The sequence below is a fragment of the Zoogloea oleivorans genome, from assembly GCF_008107625.1.
Lineage (GTDB): Bacteria > Pseudomonadota > Gammaproteobacteria > Burkholderiales > Rhodocyclaceae > Zoogloea > Zoogloea oleivorans.
The window spans coordinates 52989-78753 of the sequence record NZ_SDKK01000021.1 but is presented as its reverse complement, the minus strand read 5'-3'; the positions used below and the strand labels follow the sequence as shown (position 1 = coordinate 78753).

24 protein-coding genes are annotated in these 25765 nt (G+C 62.7%); 13 read left to right on the top strand and 11 right to left on the bottom strand.

Annotated features, from left to right (window positions below; all coding sequences use genetic code 11):
• Positions 1-20: 20 nt before the first annotated feature.
• From ettA to ETQ85_RS19435, 3 genes are all read right to left on the bottom strand, one after another.
• Positions 21-1685 (bottom strand): energy-dependent translational throttle protein EttA, encoded by a 1665-nt coding sequence (ettA, locus tag ETQ85_RS19445; RefSeq protein WP_148580744.1) that lies wholly within the window; start codon positions 1683-1685, stop codon positions 21-23.
• 99 nt (positions 1686-1784) lie between these two features.
• On the bottom strand, positions 1785-2501 hold the full coding sequence (locus ETQ85_RS19440; protein WP_148580743.1) for an N-acyl amino acid synthase FeeM domain-containing protein: 717 nt from the start codon (positions 2499-2501) through the stop codon (positions 1785-1787).
• Positions 2502-2691: 190 nt separating this feature from the next.
• Entirely contained in the window at positions 2692-4428 is a 1737-nt protein-coding gene (locus ETQ85_RS19435; protein ID WP_222862217.1) for an ABC transporter transmembrane domain-containing protein, read from the bottom strand.
• A 97-nt stretch (positions 4429-4525) separates the two neighbouring features.
• On the opposite strand from ETQ85_RS19435, the gene ETQ85_RS19430 reads away from it, so the two are divergent.
• The gene (locus tag ETQ85_RS19430) at positions 4526-4933 is read left to right on the top strand and encodes an MAPEG family protein (protein WP_148580742.1); all 408 of its coding nucleotides are present in this window, start codon (positions 4526-4528) and stop codon (positions 4931-4933) included.
• Entirely contained in the window at positions 4930-5973 is a 1044-nt protein-coding gene (locus ETQ85_RS19425; RefSeq protein WP_246128831.1) for an extracellular catalytic domain type 2 short-chain-length polyhydroxyalkanoate depolymerase, read from the top strand. Before ETQ85_RS19430 ends, ETQ85_RS19425 begins: the two co-directional genes overlap by 4 nt.
• An 84-nt stretch (positions 5974-6057) precedes the next feature.
• On the opposite strand, the gene ETQ85_RS19420 is transcribed toward ETQ85_RS19425, so the two are convergent.
• Positions 6058-6834 carry a ferredoxin--NADP reductase gene (locus ETQ85_RS19420; RefSeq protein WP_148580741.1) on the bottom strand — a complete coding sequence of 259 codons (777 nt, stop codon included), beginning with the start codon at positions 6832-6834 and terminating at the stop codon, positions 6058-6060.
• A gap of 100 nt (positions 6835-6934) precedes the next feature.
• On the opposite strand from ETQ85_RS19420, the gene ETQ85_RS19415 reads away from it, so the two are divergent.
• Together ETQ85_RS19415 and ETQ85_RS19410 are read left to right on the top strand one after the other, a co-directional pair.
• Positions 6935-7861, top strand: a complete 927-nt coding sequence (locus ETQ85_RS19415; RefSeq protein WP_148580740.1) for a LysR family transcriptional regulator — start codon at positions 6935-6937, stop codon at positions 7859-7861.
• Positions 7862-8312: 451 nt separating this feature from the next.
• Positions 8313-10094: a M61 family metallopeptidase gene (locus ETQ85_RS19410; protein ID WP_148580739.1), complete on the top strand. Its 1782-nt coding sequence runs from the start codon at positions 8313-8315 to the stop codon at positions 10092-10094.
• A gap of 4 nt (positions 10095-10098) precedes the next feature.
• Here ETQ85_RS19410 and ETQ85_RS19405 read toward each other — a convergent pair whose 3' ends face one another.
• Together ETQ85_RS19405 and lexA are read right to left on the bottom strand one after the other, a co-directional pair.
• Positions 10099-11469: an MATE family efflux transporter gene (locus ETQ85_RS19405; RefSeq protein ID WP_148580738.1), complete on the bottom strand. Its 1371-nt coding sequence runs from the start codon at positions 11467-11469 to the stop codon at positions 10099-10101.
• 75 nt (positions 11470-11544) lie between these two features.
• Positions 11545-12147 (bottom strand): transcriptional repressor LexA, encoded by a 603-nt coding sequence (gene lexA / locus ETQ85_RS19400; RefSeq protein WP_148580737.1) that lies wholly within the window; start codon positions 12145-12147, stop codon positions 11545-11547.
• Between the two features lie 251 nt (positions 12148-12398).
• Here lexA and ETQ85_RS19395 point away from each other — a divergent pair, with 251 nt between their 5' ends.
• From ETQ85_RS19395 to ETQ85_RS19385, 3 genes are all read left to right on the top strand, one after another.
• Positions 12399-12986, top strand: a complete 588-nt coding sequence (locus tag ETQ85_RS19395; protein WP_148580736.1) for a peroxiredoxin — start codon at positions 12399-12401, stop codon at positions 12984-12986.
• Positions 12952-13431 carry an FKBP-type peptidyl-prolyl cis-trans isomerase gene (locus tag ETQ85_RS19390; protein ID WP_148580735.1) on the top strand — a complete coding sequence of 160 codons (480 nt, stop codon included), beginning with the start codon at positions 12952-12954 and terminating at the stop codon, positions 13429-13431. Before ETQ85_RS19395 ends, ETQ85_RS19390 begins: the two co-directional genes overlap by 35 nt.
• Before the next feature lie 96 nt (positions 13432-13527).
• A complete protein-coding gene (locus tag ETQ85_RS19385) occupies positions 13528-15561 on the top strand; it encodes an ABC transporter ATP-binding protein (RefSeq protein ID WP_148580734.1) in 2034 nt (677 codons plus the stop codon).
• Positions 15562-15584: 23 nt separating this feature from the next.
• On the opposite strand, the gene ETQ85_RS19380 is transcribed toward ETQ85_RS19385, so the two are convergent.
• A complete protein-coding gene (locus ETQ85_RS19380; protein ID WP_222862216.1) occupies positions 15585-16976 on the bottom strand; it encodes a transglycosylase SLT domain-containing protein in 1392 nt (463 codons plus the stop codon).
• A 287-nt stretch (positions 16977-17263) separates the two neighbouring features.
• Between ETQ85_RS19380 and ETQ85_RS19375 the strand changes: the two genes are divergently transcribed.
• Positions 17264-18208 (top strand): diguanylate cyclase, encoded by a 945-nt coding sequence (locus ETQ85_RS19375; RefSeq protein WP_320382983.1) that lies wholly within the window; start codon positions 17264-17266, stop codon positions 18206-18208.
• Positions 18209-18241: 33 nt separating this feature from the next.
• Here the strand turns inward: ETQ85_RS19375 and gloB are convergent, their stop codons facing one another.
• Entirely contained in the window at positions 18242-18997 is a 756-nt protein-coding gene (gene gloB, locus ETQ85_RS19370; protein ID WP_148580731.1) for a hydroxyacylglutathione hydrolase, read from the bottom strand.
• Positions 18998-19034: 37 nt separating this feature from the next.
• On the opposite strand from gloB, the gene ETQ85_RS19365 reads away from it, so the two are divergent.
• The 4 genes from ETQ85_RS19365 (at position 19035) to ETQ85_RS19350 (ending at position 21975) form a co-directional block, all read left to right on the top strand.
• A complete protein-coding gene (locus ETQ85_RS19365; RefSeq protein ID WP_148580730.1) occupies positions 19035-19808 on the top strand; it encodes a class I SAM-dependent methyltransferase in 774 nt (257 codons plus the stop codon).
• Positions 19795-20268, top strand: a complete 474-nt coding sequence (gene rnhA, locus ETQ85_RS19360) for a ribonuclease HI (protein WP_148580729.1) — start codon at positions 19795-19797, stop codon at positions 20266-20268. The genes ETQ85_RS19365 and rnhA overlap by 14 nt, the downstream gene beginning before the upstream one ends.
• Positions 20265-20984 carry a DNA polymerase III subunit epsilon gene (gene dnaQ / locus ETQ85_RS19355; protein ID WP_148580728.1) on the top strand — a complete coding sequence of 240 codons (720 nt, stop codon included), beginning with the start codon at positions 20265-20267 and terminating at the stop codon, positions 20982-20984. Before rnhA ends, dnaQ begins: the two co-directional genes overlap by 4 nt.
• A 97-nt stretch (positions 20985-21081) precedes the next feature.
• A complete protein-coding gene (locus ETQ85_RS19350; protein ID WP_148580727.1) occupies positions 21082-21975 on the top strand; it encodes a pepsin/retropepsin-like aspartic protease family protein in 894 nt (297 codons plus the stop codon).
• A gap of 69 nt (positions 21976-22044) precedes the next feature.
• Here the strand turns inward: ETQ85_RS19350 and ETQ85_RS19345 are convergent, their stop codons facing one another.
• Positions 22045-23184: an NAD(P)/FAD-dependent oxidoreductase gene (locus ETQ85_RS19345; RefSeq protein ID WP_148580726.1), complete on the bottom strand. Its 1140-nt coding sequence runs from the start codon at positions 23182-23184 to the stop codon at positions 22045-22047.
• Entirely contained in the window at positions 23184-23936 is a 753-nt protein-coding gene (locus ETQ85_RS19340; RefSeq protein ID WP_148580725.1) for a fused MFS/spermidine synthase, read from the bottom strand. Before ETQ85_RS19340 ends, ETQ85_RS19345 begins: the two co-directional genes overlap by 1 nt.
• Positions 23937-24000: 64 nt before the next feature.
• On the opposite strand from ETQ85_RS19340, the gene ETQ85_RS19335 reads away from it, so the two are divergent.
• A complete protein-coding gene (locus tag ETQ85_RS19335; RefSeq protein ID WP_148580724.1) occupies positions 24001-24303 on the top strand; it encodes a hypothetical protein in 303 nt (100 codons plus the stop codon).
• 12 nt (positions 24304-24315) lie between these two features.
• Here the strand turns inward: ETQ85_RS19335 and mutS are convergent.
• On the bottom strand, positions 24316-25765 hold a 1450-nt coding region (gene mutS, locus ETQ85_RS27035; protein WP_148580751.1), incomplete at its 5' end, for a DNA mismatch repair protein MutS.

The following is a 25765-nucleotide window of genomic DNA, read 5'->3' as shown; positions in this document are numbered from 1 at the left end:
GACGGGTCAAACCTGCTGTTTCAGCGGGCAATCGGCCGGTAGCGGATGCGCTTCGGCTTGGCGCCTTCTTCACCCAGACGTTTTTTCTTGTCGTCCTCGTACTCTTGATAGTTACCCGCGAAGAAGGTCCATTGGGAATCGCCTTCCGCAGCCAGGATATGGGTACAGATGCGGTCGAGGAACCAGCGATCGTGGGAGATGATCAGCGCACAGCCGGCGAATTCCAGCAGCGCATCTTCGAGGGCGCGGAGGGTTTCCACATCCAGGTCGTTTGACGGTTCGTCAAGCAGCAGCACATTGCCGCCGTCCATCAGGGTCTTGGCCAGATGCAGCCGGCCGCGCTCGCCGCCGGACAGATTGCCGACGAGCTTTTGCTGGTCGCCGCCCTTGAAGTTGAAGCGGCCGATGTAGGCCCGGCTGGGCATTTCATACTTGCCGATGGTCAGGATGTCGGCGCCGCCGGCCAGCTCGTCGAACACTGTCTTGGTGCCGTCGAGGCAGTCGCGGGACTGGTCCACGTAGGCGATCTTGACCGTGGGTCCGATCACTACATCGCCCGTGTCCGGCTTGTCCTGGCCGGTGATCATCTTGAACAGCGTCGATTTACCGGCGCCGTTGGGGCCGATGATGCCGACAATGGCGCCCGCCGGAATGCTGAAGTTAACCTTGTCCATCAGCAGCTTGTCGCCAAAACCCTTGGATACGTCGGTGAACTCGATGACCTTGTCGCCGAGGCGCTCGCCGATGGGAATGAAGATTTCCTGGGTTTCGTTGCGCTTCTGGTATTCGACGCTGGACATTTCCTCATAGCGCGACAGGCGGGCCTTGCTCTTGGCCTGGCGGGCCTTGGGGTTGGAGCGGACCCATTCGAGTTCCTGCTTCATGGCCTTCATGCGGGCGCCTTCCTGCTTGGACTCCTGCTCCAGGCGGGCTTCTTTTTGCTCGAGCCAGCTGGAGTAGTTGCCCTTCCAGGGGATGCCGTGGCCGCGGTCGAGTTCAAGAATCCATTCGGCGGCGTTGTTGAGGAAGTAGCGATCATGGGTGACGGCCACCACGGTACCCGGAAAGCGCACCAGGAACTGTTCCAGCCACTCGACGGATTCCGCGTCAAGGTGGTTGGTGGGTTCGTCGAGGAGCAGCATGTCGGGGCGCGACAGGAGTAGCTTGCACAGCGCCACACGGCGCTTTTCACCGCCGGACAGGGGGCCGATCTTGGCATCCCAGGGCGGCAGGCGCAGGGCATCGGCGGCGATTTCCAGCTGGGTTTCCACGTCGGCACCGCTGGTGGAAATGATGTTCTCGTACTTGGCCTGCAGCTCGGCCAGCTTGTCGAAGTCGGCATCGGGTTCGGCGTAGGCGGCGTACACCTCTTCAAGCTTCTGCTTGGCTTCCATGACTTCGCCGAGACCGGATTCGACTTCCTCGCGGACGGTCTTGTTGGCGTCCAGCTGGGGCTCCTGGGGCAGATAGCCGATGGACATGTTGGGCTGCCACTGGACTTCGCCGTCGTATTCCTTGTCGACGCCGGCCATGATCCGCAGGACCGTGGACTTGCCTGAGCCGTTGAGGCCGAGCAGGCCGATCTTGGCGCCGGGGAAGAAGGACAGGGAGATGTCCTTGATGATCTGCCGCTTGGGGGGGACGACCTTGCTGACGCGCAGCATGGACATGACGTATTGAGCCATGGAGTACTTTCCGGGGATGCTGAAAACGAAGGCGCAACTTTACCCGACTTGCCGGCCCCGTGCGGCGGCCGTGCCCGGCAAAGATGCCGGATCCGACACTCAGTGGCTGCCGCAGAGCTCGCGCAGGATCTCGTCCTGCTCTTCGCGGGACAGAAAGTAGGCGTAGAGGGAACGGGCCCGGCAGGAGCCCAGGCCACCCAGAAGGGCGATCTGCTCATCCACATGGCGCAGATCCAGGTGCAGCAGTACGGCGGGGGCGTCATTCACCCGCGGGCAGGCCTTCTGTTCACCAATTGTGGTGAAGCCGAGCATTCGGCGATAGAAGCCGGCATGGCGCGGGTGGACTTCGATGACCACAGAAGTCATGCCGTGGATCAGCCGGCCGTGGATGTAGATGAGGTGGAAGAGGGCGCCGAGTACTTCCTTGGTATTGTGGTGAGTGTCCACGGCCAGTTTGGTGATTTCGCACAGGCGGGCATCGGGGCGGCGCAGAAAGGCGAGTTCGTCCCGGTAAAGGGTATCGGCCAGCAGCCCTTCGTCGCCATCAAGGCGCAGGGTTACGGTACCGAAGATTTCGTCTGCGCAGGATGCCACCAGGGTGATGCAGTCCGGGCGCAATTGCTGGTGATGCGCATCGCCGGTATGCAGCCCGCGCCATGCGTAGCGGCGTTCGATCAACAGCCGTACTGCGTGGCCGTGGCTGTCGGGGTCGGCACACTGCACGACATAGGATGCAGAGAGCGTGGATGCAAAGCCTTGAGAGTCCCTGCCGCCGATCTCATCGTTCGGCGCAGGCAGGTCACGGTTTAGTGTCATTGCTTAATGCCGAACGCGAAGTGCATTTTTTGCGAATGCGAAAAATTTCACGGATTCTGCTTGCGGCAAAAGGAACTTGCACCCGTTTTGAGCAGATTTCCGCGAAATAAATCACGGCAATGCCCTGCAAGTCATCACCTCCCGACATGAAAATGACCTAAGTCATAGTGAATTTTGTTGTTCGCGCTGCTCAGGCTACGAACTGCAGCCGGGCCAGGCGCGCGTACAGGCCGTCGCTGGCGATCAACTCGGCGTGGCTGCCCTGCTGAACGATGCGGCCGTCTTCCATCACGACGATGCGGTCGGCCTTTTGCACGGTGGCCAGGCGGTGGGCGATGACCAGCGTGGTGCGCTGGCGCATCAGCCCGTCGAGGGCGCTCTGGACCATTCTTTCGCTTTCTGCATCGAGGGCCGAGGTGGCTTCGTCGAGGAGCAGGATCGGGCGGGCGGCGAGGATGGCCCGGGCGATGGCGATGCGCTGGCGCTGGCCGCCCGAAAGGCGCACGCCGCGCTCCCCCAGATCGGTAGCGTAGCCTTCGGGCAGCTTGTCGATGAACTCGTCGGCAAAGGCGGCGGCGCAGGCGGCACGCACGTCATCGAGGCTGGCTTCCGGGCGGGCGTAGCGCACGTTGTCGGCGACGCTGGCGGCAAAGATGACGGCCTCCTGGGAGACCAGCGCGATGCGTCGGCGCAGGGCCAGCGGATCGGCATTCTGCAGCGGCACGCCGTCGATGCGCAGCACGCCGGCCTCAGGGTCGTAAAAGCGCAGCAGAAGCTGGAAGACGGTGCTCTTGCCCGAACCTGACGGGCCGACGAGGGCCACCGTTTCACCTGGATTGACGGTCAGACAGAAATCATCCAGAGCGGGTACATCGGGCCGCGTGGGGTAATGGAAGCGGACCTGTTCGAGGACGATTTCGCCGCGGGCAGGCTCCGGCAAGGGCTGCGGCACTGGTGGGGCCAGGATGGCTGGCTGTGAGGCGAGAATTTCCATCAGTCTTTCGGTGGCGCCGGCCGCCCGCTGCAGCTCGCCCCATACCTCGGAGAGTGCGCCGACGCTGCCGGCGACGATGGCTGCGTAGAACACGAAGGCTGACAGTTCGCCCGCCGTGAGCGTGCCGGCCAGTACGTCGTGGCCGCCGACCCACAGGATGAAGGCAATCGCGCCGAAGACCAGCACCATCACGGCCGCGACCAGTTTTGCCCGGTTGGCCACGCGTTCGCGGGCGGTGGCGAAGCTGGCTTCCACCAGATTGCCGAAGTCGCGTCGATCGGCATCTTCGTGGCCGTAGGCCTGGACGATGCGGATCTCGTGAATGGTCTCGTCGATGCGGTTGCCCAGTTCGGCAACACGGTCCTGGCTCTCCCGGGCGAGCTTTCGCACCTTGCGCCCGAACAGGATGATTGGCGTGACTACCAGCGGTACGCCAGCGAGGGTCAGCAGGGTGAGTTTGAGGCTGGTGGTGAACAGCATCACCAGCCCGCCGATCAGCAGCAAGGCGTTGCGCAAGGCAATCGACAGGCTGGAGCCGACGACGTTTTCGATCTGCGTGGTGTCGGAGGTGAGGCGGGAGATCACCTCGCCGGTGCGTCCGGCCTCGAACCAGGCGGGCGGCAGGCTGAGGAGGTGGTCGAAAACCCGCCGCCGGATGTCCGCCGTCACCCGCTCGCCAAGCCACGACACGTTGTAGAAGCGTAGGTAGGTGGCGGCGGCAAGCAGCGCGATGACGCCGAACATGGCTGCCAGGGTGCGGTCGAGCCAGGCCGGATCGCCCGCCGAGAAGCCCTTGTCGATCACGGCCCGCAGGCCCTGGCCGACGGCGAGCATGGCGGCGGCGGCCACGACGAGGGCAATGGCGGCGATAAATACCCGGCGGCGGTAAGGGCGCAGGAGCTGAAACAGGGCACGGGCAGGATGAGTCGGCATGGATTGGGCGCCTGGGAGGAGGTGGTTGGGGATTCTATGTGCAATGCACAAATGCCCGGTAAGCTATGGCTTCCTGACTCCCATAAATGTTCCAGCCATGTTGTCATCTTCTCCCCTGACAGCCGGGGTTACGCTGCTGATTGTCCTTCTGATGTTCGGTACGGGTTTTGCCGTTGGCAAGGGCCGCCACAAGTATGGCGTGCAGGCGCCGGCCGTTACCGGTCACCCGGTTTTCGAGCGTTTGTACCGGGTTCAGATGAACACCCTGGAATGGGCCGTGATGATGCTGCCGTGCTTGTGGATCAGCGCGGCCTATGTCAGCGATGCGATTGCTGCTGCCCTGGGGGGCGTGTGGCTGTTCGGCCGCATCTGGTACGCCATTGGCTACGCGCAGGACCCGGCCCGGCGGGCCGGTGGTTTTACGGTCGGTGCGCTGGCTTTTGGCGCCCTCGGCCTGGTGGCAGGCGGCGGTGTCCTGCTGCATCTGATTGGAGCAATGAAATGAAATTGAAGACGATCCCGGCCTTCTGCGCACTCGGGCTGTCTGCCGCGTGTCTTGCCGCGCCGCCCTTGCCGGCGCTGGGGGCCCGGGGCGACGCGGTCACGGTGTCCGGCGTTTCGTCCGGCGGCTACATGGCAGTGCAGTTCCAGGTGGCTTATTCAAAGCTGGTGAAGGGCGCCGGAGTCATTGCTGCAGGTCCTTATGATTGCGCCGAAGGCAGCACCTGGCGTGCGCTGAGCCATTGCATGGCGCCAAAGAGCTGGGCCCAGCCCCCTACGCCCGAAGACGTGAAGCCGCGCATGGAGTCCCGCGCTCGCCTGGCGCTGATCGACCCGCCTTCGGCTCTCGCCGATGACAAGGTGTGGGTACTCACCGGCAGTGCCGACCATACCGTCGAACGCCCGGTGGTGGATGCGCTGGTGGCTTTCTACAAGCAGTGGATACCCGACTCGGCGATCGAACTGGTGACTTTGCCCGATGCCGGTCACGCGATGATTTCCGTGTCCGACACCAAGCCCAACGCCTGCAACACTTCCGAGCCGCCCTTCATCAACCGCTGTGGCGATTTCGATGCGCCCTACGAGCTGCTCAATCATCTGGTCGGGCCGCTCAAGCCGAAGACTGCAGGCAAACCGGCTTCCCTGATTGCCTTTGACCAGCGCCCCTTTATCAACGGCCTGCCGTCGGATGTGAGCCTGGCTGAGCAGGGTTTTGCCTATGTGCCGGACCGCTGCAGGACGGGCGGCTGTCAGGTGCACGTGGCCTTTCACGGCTGTCGGCAGAGCGAAGACCAGATTGGCCATCGCTTCGTGGAAGGTGCCGGCTACAACGCCTGGGCGGAGAGCAACCGGCTGATCGTGCTCTACCCGCAGACAGTGGCCCGCAGCGGTCTGGCGGCAGGCTCCATGCGCTGGGTGTACAACCCGAAGGGCTGTTGGGACTGGTGGGGTTACGGCTCGCCGGATTACGCTACCAAGAACGCCCCGCAGATGACGGCGGTGCGCAAGATGATTGCCCGGCTGGCGGAATCCACCGGGCGCTGACCATATCTCCTGTGGGTCGGACTTTAGTCCGACAAGGCACACTGAACGCGTGATGTCGGACTGAAGTCCGACCCACAGGATCCATCACTTTTCGACGAAGGCCCGTTCGATCACGTAGTCGCCCGGGGCGCCGATGTGCGGGGAAATCTTGAAGCCGCGTGCGTCGAGCATCTTGCAGGTGTCGTCGAGCATGGCCGGGCTGCCGCAGATCATGGCCCGGTCGAGCGCCGGGTCGAGGGGCGGCAGCCCGGTATCCTCGAAGAACTTGCCGGTGGTGATCAGGTCGGTGACGCGGCCCTGGTTGCGAAACTCCTCGCGGGTCACGGTGGGGTAGTAAACCAGCTTGTTGCGCACTTCCTCGCCGAAGAACTCGTTTTCCGGCAGGGCCTGCTCGATGAACTCGCTGTAGGCCAGTTCGGACACGTAACGTACCCCGTGGAGCAGCACCACCTTCTCGAAGCGTTCGTAGGTTTCCGGGTCCTGGATCACGCTCATGAAGGGCGCCAGGCCCGTGCCGGTGGAGAACAGGTAGAGGTTGCGGCCGGGCAGCAGGTCATGCAGGACCAGCGTGCCGGTGGGCTTCTTGCTCACGACGATCGGATCACCCGGCTGCAGGTGCTGCAGGCGCGAGGTGAGGGGGCCGTTCTGCACCTTGATGCTGAAGAATTCCAGATGCTCTTCGTAGTTGGGGCTGGCGATGCTGTAAGCGCGGGTGAGCGGACGGCCATCCACTTCCAGCCCGATCATCACGAACTGACCGTTTTCGAAGCGCAACCCGGCATCGCGGGAGACCTTGAAGCTGAACAGGGAGTCGTTCCAGTGACGGACGGAAAGGACGGTTTGGGTGCTCAGTTTGCTCATGGCGGCGTCTCTGCTGGGTTTGCTTGGATGTGCCTAGTTTAGCGAGTCGGATAAATCTGTAAAATGGATTATATTGATATATATATTCTATTTTGTAGATATGAAATACACCCTTCGTCAGCTTGAAATCTTTGTGGCTGTGGCCCGTCACGAAAGCGTGTCCCGCGCTGCCGACGAGCTGGCCCTGTCCCAGTCGGCGACCAGCACGGCGCTGGGGGAGCTGGAGCGCCAGTTCGACACCCAGCTTTTTGATCGTATTGGCAAGGCCCTGCGGCTCAACGAGCAGGGGCAGGTGGTGTTGCCCCACGCGGTGCAACTGATCGAGCACGCGCGCGAGATCGAATCCCTGCTGACCCGCCAGACCGACTTCGGCCCCCTGCAGATCGGTGCCACGCTGACGGTTGGCAACTACCTGGCGACGCTGATTGCCGCCGATTTCCTGCGCCGTCACCCGAGTGCGCAGGTCAAGCTGACGGTGCACAACTCGGCCACCATCGTTCATCAGCTGTCTCACTACGAGCTGGACCTGGGCCTCATCGAGGGCAGCTGTCGTCACCCTGACCTGATTGTCGAGCCGTGGGTGGAGGACGAACTGGTGGTGTTTTGCGCGCCGGAACATCCCCTTGCCAAGGCCGGCCGGGCCGATATGGAGGCGCTGGCCCGGCAGGACTGGATCCTGCGGGAGAGTGGTTCCGGCACTCGGGAGACTTTCGATCAGGCCCTGCGTCACTTCACCGGAGAATTAAAGGTGCGACTCGAGCTGGAGCATACCGAGGCCATCAAGCGCACCGTGGAAAGCGGCCTCGGCATCGGTTGCATTTCGCGCCTGGCCCTGCGCGAGGCCTTCCGGCGCGGCAGCCTGGTGGCGGTGGAAACGCCGGAGCTGGATCTGCGTCGCCAGTTCCAGTTTGTTACCCACAAGCGCAAGTATGTAACCGCCGGCATGCGGGAATTCATCACCCTGTGTCGGCAGATGACCGCGGGGGTCGCCCGCAGCGATCTGATCAACTTGCCCTTTATCCCCTGACGCGGTTTACAGCCTTGAACAACCCACATTCAGGGTGGGCAAGGCTGTGGACAAACTGTGGGGGAGGCTGTCATGTAACGGACACATAAGGGTTTTTTCGGGTTGCCTAAAAATAGAGCAGTCCTGTTCAAAGCAAAATCTCAATAACTTTTACCTATGCACACAAAACTGGGGGTAAGTTGTGGATAAGCTGTGCGGCACTCTGGCATATGATTGATTTTATTGTGTAAAGTGTTGAAGCCTCAAAATGGTGCAGCGCACCTAAGGTGTGCAAAACCCTGGACTTACCCCCATCAGGGGTGGGCAAGGGTGTGGACAAACTGTGGGGTTGGTCGCCAACGCCTTCAACTGTAAGGGTTTTGTGCCGTTGCCTAAAAATGAGGCAGGCCGCAGTTTGGCGAGGGCGCGGGTAGAATCGGCGCTTCCCCGTATTCCCGTCGTGCGACTCTCCATGTCCTGCCCTGTCCATTACACCATTCAGGCCATCCAGCCTGCCGCCCACCTTTTTGAAGTCACCCTGCGCATCGCCGAGCCTGATCCGGTCGGGCAGGTTTTCAGCTTGCCGGCATGGATTCCCGGCAGTTACATGATCCGGGAGTTCGCCAAAAACATCGTGACCCTGTCGGCACAGGCTGGCGGCAAGGTGCTGACCGTCAGCAAGAGCGACAAGCACACCTGGCACCTGCCGGCCGGCGTGAAAGAGCCGGTCACGCTGCGCTACACGGTGTATGCGTGGGATCTGTCAGTGCGCACCGCGCACCTTGATGCGACCCACGGCTTTTTCAATGGCACCAGTGTTTTCCTGTGCGCTCATGGCTGCGAGGACCAGCCCCAGCTTGTGGATATCCGCCCGCCGCATGGCCTGGAGGAGGCAGGTTGGCGGATTGCCACCAGTCTTTCAGTGGCCGAAGGCGAAAACGGTGCCGCCGAGCCTTACGGTTTCGGGCGGTACCGGGCGGAAAACTACGATGAACTGATTGACCATCCGGTCGAAATGGGCACGTTCACGCTGGCTGAGTTCGATGCCTGCGGTGTGCCCCACGCGGTCGCCATCACCGGTCGCCATGATTGCGATCTGCCTCGCCTCGTCGAAGACCTCAAGCGGATCTGCGAAAACCAGATCCGCTTGTTCGGTGAGCCGGCGCCGATGGATCGTTATGTTTTTCTGGTGATGGCGGTGGGCGACGGCTACGGTGGGCTGGAACACAGGGCATCGACGGCGCTGCTGTGCAGCCGGGCCGACCTGCCTTACCCGGGTATGGAGGCCCAGTCGGACGGCTACCGCCAGTTTCTCGGCTTGTGCAGCCACGAGTACTTCCATACCTGGAACGTCAAGCGCATCAAGCCAGCCGCCTTTGTGCCCTACAACCTGTCCCAGGAGGGCTATACGCGCTTGCTGTGGGCTTTTGAAGGCTTTACTTCTTACTACGATGATCTGGTGCTGATCCGCAGTGGCCGCATCACTGTGCAGGATTACCTGAAGCTCCTTTCCAAGACCATTAACCAGGTGCACAAGGGCAGTGGTCGCCAGAAGCAAAGTGTCGCCGAGTCGTCCTTTGAGGCGTGGACCAAGTATTACCGGCAGGACGAGAACAGCCCCAACGCCATCGTCAGCTACTACACCAAGGGCTCGCTGGTGGCGCTGCTCCTCGATCTGCGCCTGCGGGCCGACAGCAAGGGCACGCGCAGCCTCGACGACCTGATGCGAGCCCTGTGGCTGCGCCACGGGCAAACGGGTGTTGGCGTGGCCGAGGACGGTCTCTATGCCCTGGCGGCGGAGATCGGCGGGGTGGCAGTCGGCCGCTGGCTGCAGGAGTTGGTGGAAGGCACCGGTGAGCTCCCTCTGGAAACGTGGCTGAAGCGTTTTGGCGTGAGCCTCGCCTGGGAGGCGGCCAGCCCGGCGCCGGGCATTGGCGTGCGCACCACGACGGAAGCCGAGGGCGTGAAAATCGCCAACGTCTTCGATGGCGGTTCGGCCCAGGCTGCGGGGCTGTCGGCGGGGGACGTGATCATTGCCTGTGACGGGCTGAAGGTGACGAGCGGCAATTTCGACAAGCTCCTCGCTCGTCGGGTGGCCGGCGACAGCGCCGAGATCCACGCTTTCCGGCGGGACGAACTGATGTGTTTTGAGGTGCCACTGCAGGCTGCGCCAGCGGATACGGCGAAGCTGGAGTGGGTGGCACGCGTCTCAAAGACAGCAGAGGCGCAGCGCAAGGCCTGGCTGGAAGGCTGAGGGGTCAGGCGGGTGCTGGCGCCCCGTGTTTCGCATTGCTGGACACGATGTGCAGGTAGCCGCCAAACAGTACTGCAGCCGCTACGTTGCTGAGTACCGAAGCCTGCCAGAAACCTGCTACTCCCTGTGGAGGCAGTGCCGAGCCAAGCCCGTAGAAAGCCAGCCAGTAGCCGCCGGCCAACCCGATGCCCCAGAAGCACAGGGTATGCACGAGCATCGGCCCGAAGGTGATCTTGTAGCCGCGCAAGGCGTGGGCGGCGACGGTCTGGATGGCATCGAAGAACTGGTACAGGCAGATGTAGATCACCAGTGATCCGGCCAGTTTGCGCACGGCAGGGTCGGAAGTATAGGCCGCCAGAATGGCATCGCTGGCCAGCCACATGGCGATGCTGACCAGGGTGGACAGGCCCGTGGCGAGGAGGATGCCGGTCTTCGCCGCGTGGCGGGCGCCGATGCCATCGCGCGCGCCAACAGCCTGGCCGACCAGCACCAAAGTGGCGATGGCCAGCGCCAGCGGCAGCATGTAGATCAGTGCCGACAGATTGCCGACGATGCGGTGACCAGCCACCACGGTGGCTCCCAGCTTGGCCACCAGCAGGGCGATGAGGGTGAAGGCGGTGATCTCCACGAAGCTGGAGAAACCCATCGGAATCCCGAGGCGCAGGAGTTCGCCAATGGGCCCGGCGCGCGGGGGTTGCCAATGGGAAAACAGGTGGTAAGGCGCATAGGCCGGGTTGCGAAGCACGTGCACGAGCGCGCACGACAGGGCCAGCCAGCAGATGATCGCGCTTGATACGGCGCAGCCCATCCCGCCGAGGGGCGCGAAACCGAGGTGCCCGTTGATCAGCGCCCAGGAGAGGGGAATGTGTACCGCCGTGGTGGTCAGGCTGATCACCATTAGCACCCGCGTGCGCCCGAGGGCATTGGTGAAGGCATAGAAGGTGCGATACAGCAGCACCGCCGGCAGGCCCCAGGCGATGGTCGACAGGTAATCCCGGGCGCCGCCTTCCACTTCGGGGCTCATTTCGCTGAGCTGCATCAGCCAGTCTGGCTGGCGGAGAAAGAGCACCGCAGGAATCGCCAGCGCGAGGGCCAGCCAGAAACCCTGTTGCACCGACGGGCCGATGGCCTCGGTACGGCCGGCTCCCACGTGGTGGGCGACGGTGGGCGCCACTGCCTGCAGGATGCCGACCATCAGCATCACGATTGAAATGTAAATGCCGCTGCCGACGGCCACCGCCGCGAGGTCTGTCGTGCCGTAGTGGCCGGTCAGTACCGTGTCGCTGACCATCTGGGTCATGGACGACAACTGGGCGACGAGTACCGGCCAGGCGAGATCGAGAATGCGGCGGGAGAGAGAGGGTTGAGCGCTCATGGGGCCGCTAGTTTAGCGTGGCCGGGTGCAGTTGCTGCCAGCCAGCATGTGTGTCAAAGACTCTGTGCAAGCGGTTTACAGGGGGTCGCTGCGGATCAGGCCGACGGCGAGACCTTCGATCTCCAGCGGGGCATTGCGGGTATCCACGACGATGGGCGCGAAATCCGGGTTGGCGGGCTGCAACTCGACAATCGGGCCCTTGCGCGACAGGCGCTTGACGGTGACGTCATCTTCGACACGGGCAACGACGATCTGACCATTACGCACTTCGGTGGTGCGATGAACGGCGAGCAGGTCGCCATCTAGGATGCCGGCGTCACGCATGCTCATGCCGCGCACCTTGAGCAGATAGTCGGCGCGGGGGGAGAACAGACCCGGGTCTATCTGATAGCGTCCCTGCACGTGTTCGGCGGCGAGGATCGGGCTGCCCGCGGCAACACGCCCGATCAGGGGCAGGCCAAGGGCCTCCATCAGGCGGATACCCCGCGCACGGCCCTCTTCCAGGGTGATGGCCCCTTTGGCGGCGAGGGCCCGCAAGTGGGTTTCGGCGGCGTTGGGAGAACGAAAGCCAAAAGCGGTGCAGATCTCGGCCCGGGTAGGGGGGCGGCCTTCCTGCTCGACGGTGTCGCGGATGAGCTGGAGAATTTCCTGCTGACGGGCGGTAAGATTGTTGGACATGGGAGCTCCAGTGGGTTTGTATGTAATTTTATACAGCTTCCTGGCAATGACAAGCTGCCGGGCCCTTCAGCAAGCACATTAGTCCCTGTGACAAACCTCAAACTAGCGCTATAAAGGGCTTGAGCCACCTTCATTGTTGGGCTATCCCTTCAAGGAAGTACAAAAAAGAAGAACAGAGAACAGCACAAAGTCGAACCGCCTAATCAGCAGGGCTCGGGAAACGAGCCCATAGCCCCCGGAGGAGATTTTTCATGCTTGCCAGCCCCCAACACGCTTCGGGTAGAGTTCTCAAAGCGGCTCGGTTAGAATCCGCAGCCACGACGGCGGTGCCTTGCGAAGGCCAGCCTGTTCCGCTCTTTATCCTGCCCGATGCCGATATGGGCATGTTCGATCTGGCGTCGGTGCTGGGATCCCATCATGTGGTCCTGTACTTTTACCCCCGTGACAACACCCCCGGTTGCACCCGCCAGGCGATCGACTTCAGCGATCACGATGCCGACTTCCAGCAGGAAAAATGCATCGTGGTCGGCATAAGTCCGGATGACTGCATGACGCATGCCGATTTTCGCGATCAGCACGGCCTGTCAGTCGAGTTGCTGTCGGATGAGGATGGGGAAGTGTGCAGGCTTTATGGAGTGTGGCAGTCTGGTGTGGTGGACGGAGTCGTAAAGCGCAGTGTGCGCAGGTCGACCTTCATCATTTCCAGCGATGGGGTGCTCAGGCACGTGCTGCACGATATCAATCCGCGCGGCCATGCCGCCGAAGTCTTTCAGCTGATAAAGCAACTCAACTCAAGGAATGTAAATGGAAATCGCCAAGAACACAGTCGTCACGCTTGATTACACGGTCACCGACCCGGATGGCAACATGATCGACGACGGCCAGCACCCGCTGGTTTATATCCACGGCGGTTACGACGGCATCTTCGCGGTGATCGAAGAAGCCCTGGACGGCAAGAAAGTCGGCGAAAACCTGAAGGTCAAGCTGCTGCCGGAAGATGCCTTCGGCGAGTTCGACGAAGAGCTGGTGATGGTCGAAGAGGCCTCCCTGTTCCCGGACAACATCGAAGTCGGCATGTCCTTCGAGCGCGTTGGTGAAGACGGCGAAGAAGAAATGGTTTATCGCATCACCGACATCGCCGACGGCAAGGTTGTGGTTGATGGCAACCACCCCCTGGCCGGCACCGCACTGATTTTTGACGTTACCGTGAAGGATGTGCGTGCAGCCAGCGCCGAAGAAATCGGCCACGGTCACGTGCATGGCGACGGCGGTCACCACCACTGATAGGCATACTGGCTGGCGAGACGGGTTTTGCCTGTTGTTGCCGGCCACAACCGGAGTCATTTTGAACGGACCGCTTGGCGGTCCGTTTTCTTTGCGATGATCAAACTGGACGAGCAAGGCCCGGCACTGCTGCGGGTAGAGCAGTTGCAGGTGGAACTGGGGGCTGGCGGAAAGACCGTGCGCCCTGTGGATGGCATCAGCTTCGATGTGCCCGCTGGCCGCACCCTGGCCCTGGTGGGTGAGTCCGGCTGCGGCAAGTCGATGACGGCTCTGGCTTGCATGCGCCTCTTGCCGGCGGGTGGTCGCATTGTTGGCGGCAGCATCAGCCTCGGTGCCGAAGCCTTGCAGGATCTGCCCGAGACACGCATGCGCGACATCCGCGGCAACGATCTGGCGATGATCTTCCAGGAGCCCGCTACCAGCCTCAATCCGGTGATGACTGTCGGCGACCAGATCGGCGAGGTGCTGGTGCGTCATCGGAGCCTGCATGGCAAGCCGGCCTGGGAGGAGTCCGAGCGCCTGCTCGATGCAGTCGGCATCCCCGACCCGCAGCGTCGTCTCTCCGAATATCCCTTTCAGCTTTCCGGTGGCATGAAACAGCGGGTGATGATCGCCATCGCCCTGGCTGGCGATCCGAAGGTGCTCATCGCCGACGAGCCCACTACCGCGCTCGACGTGACGATCCAGGCCCAGGTTCTCGATCTGCTCGCCGATCTGCAGGCGCGTCGCGGCATGGGTATGCTCTTGATCACCCATGATCTGGGCGTGGTGGCCCGCATGGCGCACCGGGTCGGCGTGATGTACGCCGGGGAGCTGGTGGAAACCGGCGACCGGGAGGACTTTTTCAGCGCCCCCTTGCATCCCTATTCGCGCAAGCTCTTTGCAGCCCTGCCGACGCCGGCACAGCGTGGTCAGGCGCTGGAAACCATCGTCGGGCAGGTGCCCCGCCTCGGGGAACGCCGCGACGGCTGCCGTTTTGCCGAGCGTTGCCCACAAGTCCAGGCCCTGTGCCGCAGTACCGAACCGGCGATGTACGCCGTCGGCCGTCAGGCGGTGCGCTGCCATATCTACGACCCGGCCGGGAGCATGGCCTGGGTGGCTGAGCCCAAAAGCGACGACGTGCTGTCTGCCCGACAGCTTATCGATGGCAAGGCGCTGGATGTGCAAGCCCTGCAGGTGCACTTTCCGGTGCGCAAGGGCTTGTTTCGCCGGGTGGTCGGGCAGGTAAAGGCGGTCGATGGCGTGTCGCTGCATGTGCCGGCAGGGGAAACCCTGGCCCTGGTGGGCGAATCCGGTTGCGGCAAGACCACCGCCGGCAAGGCGCTTCTCAAGCTGGTGCCGGCCACCGGCGGCAGTGCCCGCTACGGCGAGCATGAACTGCTGAGCCTCTCGCCGAGCCAGTGGCAGCCCCTGCGGCGCGATCTGCAGATGATTTTCCAGGACCCCTTCAGTTCCCTCAATCCGCGCATGCGGGTCGGTGAGATCCTGGAAGAAGGCATGCTGTCCCTCGGCGTGGAGCCGGACAACGCCGCGCGCGGCGCCAAGGTGGATGCGTTGCTGCGCCGGGTCGGGCTTGACCCGGCGATGCGCCAGCGCTTTCCGCACGAGTTCTCCGGCGGTCAGCGGCAACGTATTGCCATTGCGCGGGCGCTCGCCGTATCCCCGAAGCTGATCGTCTGCGACGAACCGACCAGTGCCCTCGACGTGTCGGTGCAGGCGCAGATTCTGAACCTGCTGCGCGAGTTGCAGGCCGAGTATGGGCTGTCTTATCTGTTCATCACCCACAATCTGGCCGTGGTCGATTACCTGGCCCACCACGTCGCGGTGATGTATCTCGGGCGGATTGTCGAACGGGGGCGTGTCGAGGAGGTTTTGCGTGACCCGCGTCATCCCTACACACGTATGTTGCTGGCTGCGGTCCCGCGGGTGGAGATGGGTACCGAAGCAGGGCGGGCGGGTGAAGGCAAGTCTGGCCAGGCGATACACAGCGACATGCCGTCACCGTTGAATCCGCCGACGGGCTGCCATTTTCATCCTCGCTGCAGCGAGGCTACCGACACCTGCCGGACCACCTATCCGGAAGAGACCCGACTGTCGGCCACCCGCATCGTCCGCTGTCACCTCTACTGAGGCGCCAGACGGCGCCCGGGATTTTAGCGTTGTTTTTTGACCGTGGAAGCCTTGGCAGGGGGGGCTGCCTTGGTAGTGCCCTTGCCACGGGCCGGGCGGGCCGGCGCCTCGACGGCTTCCCGAGTACTGCGCCCCGGCTTGTTCGCCACTGACGAGGATGCGCCAACTTGCACCTTGCGCTCGACGACAACCGGTCGGCCGTTGCGGCCGCGTACCACGGTGCGTTGAATGATGACCGGCGGAGGTTCGACGGCCCCGGCCTGGGGGTGGGTTGGTATCAGGTTGGACAAGGAAATCCGTTCGCCTTCGCTTTCCGAGGGCACGATCAGCGTGTAACCGTTACCGATACGTGCCCGTGGCGACAGGCCGTTTACCTGGCGCAGGCGCGTGGCGGCAATGCCCAAGCGGTCAGCCACCCCTTCGAGTCCTTCACCCTCGCGCAGCTCGTAGGTTCGCCAGCTTCCACTGGCTGGATCATGCTTGGCCAGATTGGTCAGGAAAGTTTCGATCTTGTTGACTGGAATCACCAGCGACTGGCTGCTGTTGGCCGGCAGGATCGGGCGCTTGTAGCCTGGGTTGAGAGCCAGGATTTCTTCGACCGGCGTTTCTGCCAGCCGTGCCGCGGTGGCCAGATCGAGAGCGACCCGGCTTTCCACGGTGGCAAAGTAAGGGCGGTTGGCTACCGGCGGCAGGGTGATGCCGAAGAGTTCGGGTTGTGCCACGATGTTCTTCAGCGCCTGCAGCTTGGGCACGTAGTAGCGGGTTTCCCCCGGCATGTTGAGGTACTGGTACTCGGTGGGCAGGCCGGCTGCCCGGTTCTTGGCCACAGCCCGGCCCACGGCTCCTTCACCCCAGTTGTAGGAAGCCAGCGCCAGTTGCCAGTCGCCGTGCATTTCGTAGATGGTCTGCAGGTAATCCAGGGCGGCGTTGGTGGAGGCGATCACGTCGCGGCGTTCGTCGACCCACCAGTTCTGCTCCAGCTTGTAGCTCTTGCCCGTCGACGGAATGAATTGCCACAAGCCCGAAGCCTGGGCGGAAGAGAGTGCCATCGGGTTGAAGGCACTCTCGACCATCGGCAGCAGGGCCAGTTCGGTGGGCATGCCGCGCCGTTCGAGTTCGTCGACGATGTAATAGAGGTAACGCTGGCTGCGGGTGAAGATCTGGCGCAGGGCACCCGGACGGTTGATGTAGTAAATCTGCCGGTCAGTGACCAGATCGGTGTTGAGATCCGGCATCGAGAAGCCGCGGCGCATGCGTTCCCACAGATCGTCCGGTTCGACGGTCAGGTCAATGGTCGGCACTTTGACGTGCTGCTCCCGGACTTCAAAAGCCTGTGGTGCCTGAAAACCGCCGGCGTCGAGCAGCGAGCTGGCCTGCGAAAGCTGCAGGGGGGCATCGGCTGTATCGACGGCCATGACGACGTCGATACAGAGAAAAGAAAGAAGAAGCGCGATAACTCTCGGAAACATCAGGATTTGTCGCGCGAAAAGCAAAGGCGGGATTTTATCTGTCTGCGGCTCGGGGGGTCAAACCGGGAAGCGCCTGAAAAGAGAAACAAAACGCTGCAGCGCACTGCAGATGGCCAGTTGGCGCGGGAATCCGTTAACCAGAGCCCAAATTAGGGCACAATCCGCCTGCCAAGAAATTGAAGTCCTGATCAACCCGAAAACACCAAGCCGAGACCCATCCAGTGAAAGCGTTGTTGATTGAGGACACTCTGACCAGCGCCACCTTGGTGTCCCACCAACTCCGCAAGATTGGCATCGAGCCCATCCTTGCCCGCGATGGGGAAAAGGGGATCGAGCTTTTCAAGCAGGAACGGCCTGATCTCATCCTGCTCGACATCATCATGCCCGGCATGGATGGCTTCGAAGTGGCGCGACGGATTCGCCAGCTCGAGCAGGCCGGCGAATGGACCCCGATCATCTTCCTGACGGCCCGCACTGGCGACGCGGACCTCGAAAAGGGAATTTCCGTCGGCGGTGACGATTACCTGATCAAACCGGTATCCGAAACGGTTCTGGCGGCCAAGGTCAGGGCCATGCAGCGCATCGCCCAGATGCGCTATTCCTTGCTGGTACTGACCCGCAAGCTCGATGAAGCCAATCAGGAACTCACCCGCCTGTCATCCCTCGACGGTCTGACGGCGATTTCAAACCGGCGCCAGTTCGACGAAACCCTGCTGCGGGAATGGCGCCGTGCCAACCGTCAGGGCAAGCCGATGGGGATGCTGCTGTGCGACGTGGATTTCTTCAAGCAGTTCAACGACGGCTACGGGCATCAGGTGGGCGACGAGTGCCTCAAGGCGGTGGCCCGCACCCTTCAGCAAACCCTGCGTCGTCCGAGTGATCTGGTGGCCCGCTACGGTGGGGAGGAGTTTGCGGTAATTTTGCCGGATACCGACATCACCGGCGCCCTGCTGGTAGCCGAAAGCATGCGCGCCGCCGTGGAAAACCTGCGCATCACTCACCGTTTTTCCCGCGCGAATGGTGTAGTGACCATCAGTATTGGTGCGGCGGCGGTCATCCCCGGCCGCGGTGATGCCGGTTCGGTCAGGCTTATCAAGGCAGCCGACGATGCGCTCTACCAAGCCAAGCAGGCTGGCCGAAACCGTATTGCCGCCGGAGCCGTTGCCATGGGCGGCTGACGCACCCTGCACGGGCCCGCACAGCTTTGTCTCTTAAAAGCTGTTTTTCCACTCCCGCAGGGTGGCGAACACGTCCACCGGCCTTTCAAGTGCCCGACCAGTCCGGCTTTCTGACTGACGGATTACTGCGGGTTCACGGCTGCGCAGGAAGGGGTTGCTGTCCATTTCGCCTGCGAGGCGAAAAGGTACTGTTGGCCGGCCTTCATCGCGCTGCACCTGGCTGTGGGCAAGCCGCTCCCTGACTGCCGTATTGTCCGGCTCCACTGCCGCCGCAAAGGCCAGATTCGACAGGGTGTACTCGTGGGTGCAATACACCTGCGTGTCGCCGGGCAAGGCGGCCAGTTTTTCAAGCGATGCGAACAGTTGAGCCGGCGTACCTTCGAAGATCCGTCCGCAGCCTGCGGCAAACAGCGTGTCGCCGCAAAACAGTGTGTCGGCTCCGTAGTAGCCCACATGACCCGCGGTGTGACCGGGAATGTCGAGCACGCGGAACGCCGTACCCAGGACCGACACCGTGCAGCCCTCGCTCACTGGATCGGTCATGCCGGGGATATCCTCCCGGGCCGGGCCATAGACAGGTACCGATGCGTGGGCCAGCAACTCGGCAACACCGCCGACGTGGTCGGCGTGATGATGGGTGATCAGGATGGCTTCCAGCGTCAGCCCTTCGGCGGCCAGATAGCGAAGCACCGGAGCCGCATCGCCCGGGTCGACCACGACGGCACGGGAGGCATCACGGAGGAGCCAGATATAGTTATCGCGAAACGCGGGAAGAGGGATAATCTGCATCCCGCAATTGTAGCTTCTTCCCTCCGCTTCGCATCCGATGTCCCAGCCCGAATCCTTTCCCGGCCTCCACGCGTGGCTCGACACCCCGTTGGGGCGCTACGTGATGGCGTGGGAAGAGGCGCGCTTCGACACATTGGTGGCCGATATTTTCGGCTACAACGCGGTGCAGCTTGGTGTCCCTGAGTTCGATTTTTTGCGCGCCAACCGCATGCCCTTCCGTTTCAAGGGTGGGGCAGGGCAGGTGCTGGTGGAAACCGATTACGCGGCATTGCCCTTTGCACCGGCCAGTATCGATCTGGTGGTGCTGCCCCATGTGCTGGAGTTCGCCGCCAACCCCCATCAGGTCCTGCGGGAAGTGGAGAGGGTGCTGGTGCCGGAAGGCCATGTGGTCATCGCCGGCTTCAATCCGGTGAGCCTCTTCGGCCTGCGGCGCAAACTCGTCGGCGAGTGCGGAGCTTACCCCTGGCACGGGCAATACCTGTCCTTGCGCCGTCTCAAAGACTGGCTGGCACTGCTCAGTTTCGAGGCCAACTGCCATGTCTCCGGTTGCTTTGTGCCGGCCATGGAGCAACAAAAATGGATCGAGCGCCTGGATTTCATGGATCGTGCCGGCGAGCGCTGGTGGCCCATTGGCGGCGGGGTTTACATCATTCATGCCATCAAGCGGGTGCAGGGCATGCGGCTGATCATGCCAAAGTGGGACCGAAGAACCCGCTCGCGCGCCCTGGCTCCCCTTATTCAGAAAACGGGCCGCCCCTCGAAGGGCTGTTCGCAGCAAACCACGACAGAGAAAAATTTTGGACGAGATTGATATTTTTACTGATGGCGCCTGCTCCGGCAACCCGGGCCCCGGGGGCTGGGGCGCCATCCTGCGCGCCGGCCCGCACGAGAAGGAACTATGGGGCGGCGAGCCAGCAACAACCAACAACCGGATGGAGCTGCTGGCCGTGATCCGTGCCCTCGAAGCGCTCAAGCGCCCAGTGACGGCGCGGGTGCATACCGATTCCCAGTACGTGCAAAAAGGTATCTCTGAGTGGATCCAGGGTTGGAAGGCACGGGGCTGGAAGACCGCCGCCAAGGCGCCCGTCAAGAATGAAGACCTGTGGCGGGCGCTGGATGCGGTGGCCGCCCATCACCAGGTCAAGTGGCTGTGGGTGAAGGGTCACGCCGGCCACGTGGAAAACGAACGGGCCGACGCCCTGGCACGACGCGGCGTGGACGCCGTGAAGAAGACCGGCAAGCCCATGCAGGCAGGAGAAGAACTGGCATGAGACAGATCGTACTGGATACGGAAACCACCGGCCTCGACTGGAAAAGCGGCGACAGGGTGATCGAAATCGGCTGCGTCGAGCTACTTGACCGCAAGCTTACCGGACGGCATTACCACGTCTATATCAACCCCAAGCGGGCCATTGATCCAGGGGCCATGGCGGTGCACGGCATCACCAACGAGTTCCTCGTCGACAAGCCGGTCTTCAAGGACATCGTCGAGGAGTTCGAGGAGTTTGTGGCCGGTGGCGAGCTGGTGATCCACAACGCCACCTTTGACGTGGGCTTTCTCAACAACGAACTCAGCCTGCTCGGCCGTCCGACCCTGGCGGCCATCTGTCCGAGCGTGATCGACACGCTCAAGCTGGCCAAGGAACAGAATCCGGGCAAGAAGGCGTCCCTCAACGCCCTGTGTTCCTTCCACGAGATCGACAACACCCACCGCACCCTGCACGGTGCGCTGCTGGATGCGGAGCTGCTGGCCGATGTGTACCTCGCCATGACCCGTGGTCAGGAAAGCCTGATCATGGTGCTTGAAGAGCCGGTGCCGCAGATGGACGACAGCGAGGGCGGCGGTCTGACCGAACGCCCACCGTTGCGCGTACTGCGCGCCAGCGACGCCGAGCTTACTGATCATGACAAGGTACTCGGCGAGATTTCCAAGGCCAACAAAGGGCACTGCCTGTGGGCTCCGCCGGCTCCGGTTGTGGCAAGTTAGGCTTCCTTTGGACCCTATCCGGAATATAGCGAAGACACTGTTTGTAGCGAGCCTGGCCTGCTTTGCTTCATGGGGTTCTTGTGCCGCCGATCAGCCCGTGACGGACCCCGGGAGTGCTCAGTCTCCGACCTTCACGCCCAACGGTCACCGGGTTGGTCTGCTTGATTTCACGCTGCCCTTTTACCTGTTCAATGGCCACATTCTGATCGATGGTGCCGTCAATGGCCGGCCCGGGAAGTTCATGTTCGATACGGGGACCGAGTTCCCGTTTTTGCTGAATAACCACTTCCTGCCCTTGTCCAAAGATCAGCTCGTCGGGCAGGGACACGCGGCTTCGGGGCAGGACATTGTGATTTACAGGCAGAAAGAGCCTGTCGCCAGCATTGAAATTGGTGCCCAGATCCGGTTTGAAAATGTACCGGCCCTGCTGCATGCCGACTGGGGTTTCCTTGAGCAGGCTTATACCTCTCACTTTCTTGGCAGCATCGGGCACGGCTTCAATCGCAATTATCTTTTTGTGGTCGATTACGACGCGCAAACGATCACTTTCCATGCCCTGAACCAGGAGGAAAGTGTGCTCGCCCGGGTGATTGATCCGGCGCGCGTGCTTGCCACACTCCACTTCACCCCTACCGGGGTGGATGGAAAAATGCCCGAAGTCGACATGCAGATCGGTGATGAAACCCTCACCGCCTTTTTCGATACCGGCAACTCCGGCACGCTGGAATTGACGGAGCACATGAAAAACACCTTGGAACGTAAGGGCAAGCTCACGCTTACCGCAAGCGATCACACCTATGGGAGCTATGAGGCGAGTGTGCGCGGCACCTTGCAGGGGCTCAGCTACAGCGCTCAACCCCTGGGCGAAATCCGCAACCTTCTTTTTACAAGCGGAACGCGAGACCGGGTTGGGCTGGGTTACCATTTTCTGAAAAACTACATCACCGTGTGGGACTACAGTCGTCGAACGCTGACCTTGCTCAAGCCTTGAGCTTGGACCGGGAGGAATGAAGGGATAATGTCCCTGACAAGATGACTTTGCGCTGCTGCAGTTGCGGCGCTAGACCTGTTTGGCTTGGTGGGCCCTGCGGTGACGTGTGAACGCCAGTGCCGTACCGACGGCATCCCCGATAGCCAGGCAACTGGTCAGGCCCGGTGATTCGATACCGAAGAGTTGCACGAGGCCGGCAAGGCCGTGCTCCCGCGGTCCGAGCAGCATGAAGTCGGCGGCGGCTTCGCCGGGGCCATGGATTTTCGGCCGGACACCGGCATAGGCTGGCTGTAGCGCGCCGTTGGGCAGATCTGGCCAGTAGCGGCGGATCGCTGGATAGAAGGCCGCGGCCCGCGCCGGATCGACCTGATAGTCGGGTTCGGCAATCCATTCCACGTCAGGCCCGAAACGCGCCTGGCCGCCCAGATCCAGGGTCAAGTGCACACCCAGGCCTGCCGTTTCGGGAATCGGGTAAATCAGCCGGCTGAAAGGCGAGCGCCCCTGCAGGGCGAAGTAGTTGCCCCTGGCGTAATGATGGGTGGGCAACAGGTCTGCTGGAAAGCCCGCCAGTTGGCGTGCCAGCGGCACCGCGCCGAGTCCGGCCGCGTTGATCAGGCTCCGCGCCTGCAGGTGCATCGCTTCGGCGCCACCCACCTCCAGCATAAAACCGTCCGCTTGACATTCGACGCGCGTCACGGGCGCCCGGGTCACCAGCGTCGCACCTGCGGCTTCCGCATCCCCCAGCAGCGCCAGCATCAGTCCGTGACTGTCGATAATCCCGGTATCCGGCGAGAGGAGGGCGCTGACGCAACGCAAGGCGGGCTCCAGCAGCATGGCTTCGGTACCGCTCAAGTGTTGCAGGCCGTTGATCCCATTGGTCTGCGCCTGGGCAGCGATGGCTTCCAGCCGGGGGCGCTGGGCCTCGTCGGTGGCTACCAGTAGTTTGCCCACCCGCTGGTGAGCGATGTGGCGTTCGGCGCAGTAGGTGTACAAGGCCTCACGCCCCGCCAGGCACACGCGGGCGCGCAGGGAATTGGTTGGGTAGTAGAGGCCTGCGTGGATGACTTCGCTGGAACGGCTCGAGATTCCGCTACCAAAGGTGTCGGCGGCCTCGAGGATCAGCACGTCACGTCCGGCCAGCGCGAGGGCCCGGGCGCAGGCCAGGCCGATCACACCGGCGCCGACGACGACGCAGTCGACGTGCTCCATTACAGCGTGACCTTGTCGTCCAGGAAACTGGCCGACTTTTCCAGCCGCTTGAACGTTGGCACCAGATCCAGCCCGGTGTCTGCCTTCAACTGCATGGCTCTTTCCCGCAGGGCGGTGGTGCTGAGTGTCATTGCCTCGCCCCGTGCAGCAAGGGCCACGACGTTGCCACTGTCGCTTTCGGGCAGGGCCAGCACGCGCCCGTCGAAGGCGTCGCCGATGCGCTTGAGCTGGGTCTTGAAGCCGCGTAGCTGTCCGAACAGATTGACGGCCAGCACGCCGTCTTCTGCCAGGCGTGCGCGGCAGGCTTCGTAAAACGGCTGGGTGGCCAGGGCGCCGGCGCGGGCGTTGCGGTCGAAGCCGTCCACGGCGATCAGGTCCCACTGGTTGTTGTCACCGGCGATAAACTCGGCGCCATCGCCGATCACCACCTGCAGGCGCTCGTCCTCTTCCGGCAGCTTGAAGTATTGGTAAGCCACCGCATGCACTTCGGGGGCGATTTCGACCACCGTGGTATGCGCCTCCGGCAGATTGTGGTGCACAAACTTGGCCAGGGAGCCGGCGCCGAGGCCGATGAGCAGCACCCGGCGCGGCCAGGCGGCGCCACGAAACAGCAGGCCGGCCATCATCTCGCGGGTGTAGGTGAGTTCGAGGGCGTGGGGCTTGCGGATACGCATGGCGCCCTGCACCCACTCGGACCCGAAGTGGAGGTAACGGACGCCGGATTCTTCGCTGATGTCGATGGGTATGGTCATGGAAAAACGGGTGTATGCTGCACCGCGGTAGAGTATTGATTCAGGAAAATAAAGGAATAGATGAATGGCGACCTTTGAAAACCACGATCACGAACTGGCGTCCATCGACATGGAGATCGCCCGTCTGGCCCAGCTGTGCGGCGTCCACATGCTGGAGCCCGGTGTCGCCGAAGCGGTGCTGCGTGGCGATAGCAGCATGTGTTCTTCAGACAATCCGATTGCCTGGGAAAAGATGCGCGGCTTGTTGGTTCTGCATTATCACGTGGTCTCGGAAGTTGCCGCTGCCGAAGGTGTGGACGTGGCTGCCGAAAGCGTCCGCAAGGCACTGCAGAGTGTCCGCGAGCGGATGCGTCCGAAGCAACAGTAAGCGTCTTAATGGTCAGGCTGTCAGGCGCTTGAGTTCATAAAGCGCTTCAAGGGCCTCCCGTGGTGTCAGGGCGTCCGGGTCGATGGCGGCGAGGGCTCCGAGTACCGGGTGGCCCGGTGCATCGGGCTCTTCCGGGGGCAGGCTGGCGAACAGGTCGGCCTGGGGGCCGGCGCTGATTTCGCGGTTCTCCAGCGCCCGCAGACGGCGCTTGGCGTCGCGCACCACGGAAGTCGGAATGCCGGCCAGTGCGGCCACTTCGATCCCGTAGCTCTGGCTGGCCGGGCCTTCTTCCAGCGCATGCAGAAAGACGATGCCGTGGTTGTGCTCAACCGCGTCGAGGTGCACGTTGGCGCACTCCGGGTAGTCCTGGGCCAGGCGCGTCAGCTCGAAATAATGGGTGGCAAACAAGGTCCAGCAGCGGTTCTTTTCGAGCAGGTGGCGGGCGATGGACACCGCCAGCGCGACGCCGTCGAAGGTGGAGGTGCCACGGCCGATTTCGTCCATCAGCACTAGACTCTGATCGGTGGCGCCGTGCAGGATGGCGGCCGCTTCGGTCATCTCGACCATGAAGGTGGAACGCCCGGAGGCGAGGTCGTCGGAGGCGCCGATGCGCGTGAAGATGGCGTCCACCGGGCCGATGCGCGCCGAGGTGGCCGGCACGAAACAGCCCACGTGGGCGAGCAGGGCGATCAAGGCGACCTGGCGCATGGTGGTCGATTTACCGCCCATGTTGGGGCCGGTGATCAGCAGCATGCGGCGGGTCGGGTCGAGCCGGCAGTCGTTGGCGATGAAGTTCTCCACCTGGCGTTCGACCACCGGATGGCGTCCGGCGACGATCTCGATGCCCGGCTGGTCGCTGAACCGGGGCATCGCGTAGTTGTAGCGGGCGGCGGCTTCGGCAAAGGCCGACAGACCGTCGAGCAGCGCGCAGGCGCGGGCGATGCGCTGGAAACGCGGAATGTCGGCGGCGAGTTGGTCGAGCACTTCCTCGTAGAGCAGCTTTTCGCGGGCCAGCGCACGTTCCTGGGCCGACAGGGCCTTGTCCTCGAAGGCTTTGAGTTCCGGTGTGATGTAACGTTCGGCGTTCTTCAGGGTCTGGCGGCGGCGGTAGTCGTCGGGCAGCTCGGCCTTGGCGGCGTTGGCGGCGGAGATTTCGATGTAGAAACCGTGCACCCGGTTGAACTCGACCTTGAGATTGGGAATGCCGCTGCGCTCCCGCTCGCGGGCTTCCAGCTCAAGCAGGAAGGCGCCGCAGTTGGTCTGAATGTCGCGCAGTTCGTCCAGGTCGGCGTCGAAGCCCTGGGCGATGACACCACCGTCACGCAGCACGGTGGACGGCTCGGGGGCGATGGCGCGGACGAGCAGGTCGAGGGCGGCTTCCGGGGTGGCGATTTCTTCCATCACCCAGCCCAGCAGCGGCGCCTGCGGCGTGCCGAGGGCGCCGCGCAGTTCGGCCAGGCGG

Bases quoted from the DNA above. Each gene is read 5' to 3' on its own strand.
- ETQ85_RS19365 (WP_148580730.1), top strand. From the start codon at position 19,035: ATGTCCCAGCCCGAATCCTTTCCCGGCCTCCACGCGTGGCTCGACACC.
- ETQ85_RS19345 (WP_148580726.1), bottom strand. From the start codon at position 23,184: ATGGAGCACGTCGACTGCGTCGTCGTCGGCGCCGGTGTGATCGGCCTG.
- ETQ85_RS19430 (WP_148580742.1), top strand. From the start codon at position 4,526: ATGTTGTCATCTTCTCCCCTGACAGCCGGGGTTACGCTGCTGATTGTC.
- ETQ85_RS19425 (WP_246128831.1), top strand. From the start codon at position 4,930: ATGAAATTGAAGACGATCCCGGCCTTCTGCGCACTCGGGCTGTCTGCC.
- ETQ85_RS19405 (WP_148580738.1), bottom strand. From the start codon at position 11,469: ATGAGCGCTCAACCCTCTCTCTCCCGCCGCATTCTCGATCTCGCCTGG.
- ETQ85_RS19335 (WP_148580724.1), top strand. From the start codon at position 24,001: ATGGCGACCTTTGAAAACCACGATCACGAACTGGCGTCCATCGACATG.
- ETQ85_RS19420 (WP_148580741.1), bottom strand. From the start codon at position 6,834: ATGAGCAAACTGAGCACCCAAACCGTCCTTTCCGTCCGTCACTGGAAC.
- ETQ85_RS19415 (WP_148580740.1), top strand. From the start codon at position 6,935: ATGAAATACACCCTTCGTCAGCTTGAAATCTTTGTGGCTGTGGCCCGT.
- gloB (WP_148580731.1), bottom strand. From the start codon at position 18,997: ATGCAGATTATCCCTCTTCCCGCGTTTCGCGATAACTATATCTGGCTC.
- ETQ85_RS19390 (WP_148580735.1), top strand. From the start codon at position 12,952: ATGGAAATCGCCAAGAACACAGTCGTCACGCTTGATTACACGGTCACC.
- ETQ85_RS19410 (WP_148580739.1), top strand. From the start codon at position 8,313: ATGTCCTGCCCTGTCCATTACACCATTCAGGCCATCCAGCCTGCCGCC.
- ETQ85_RS19385 (WP_148580734.1), top strand. From the start codon at position 13,528: ATGATCAAACTGGACGAGCAAGGCCCGGCACTGCTGCGGGTAGAGCAG.
- ettA (WP_148580744.1), bottom strand. From the start codon at position 1,685: ATGGCTCAATACGTCATGTCCATGCTGCGCGTCAGCAAGGTCGTCCCC.
- ETQ85_RS19340 (WP_148580725.1), bottom strand. From the start codon at position 23,936: ATGACCATACCCATCGACATCAGCGAAGAATCCGGCGTCCGTTACCTC.
- lexA (WP_148580737.1), bottom strand. From the start codon at position 12,147: ATGTCCAACAATCTTACCGCCCGTCAGCAGGAAATTCTCCAGCTCATC.
- ETQ85_RS19440 (WP_148580743.1), bottom strand. From the start codon at position 2,501: ATGACACTAAACCGTGACCTGCCTGCGCCGAACGATGAGATCGGCGGC.
- ETQ85_RS19395 (WP_148580736.1), top strand. From the start codon at position 12,399: ATGCTTGCCAGCCCCCAACACGCTTCGGGTAGAGTTCTCAAAGCGGCT.
- ETQ85_RS19435 (WP_222862217.1), bottom strand. From the start codon at position 4,428: ATGCCGACTCATCCTGCCCGTGCCCTGTTTCAGCTCCTGCGCCCTTAC.
- ETQ85_RS19380 (WP_222862216.1), bottom strand. From the start codon at position 16,976: ATGGCCGTCGATACAGCCGATGCCCCCCTGCAGCTTTCGCAGGCCAGC.
- dnaQ (WP_148580728.1), top strand. From the start codon at position 20,265: ATGAGACAGATCGTACTGGATACGGAAACCACCGGCCTCGACTGGAAA.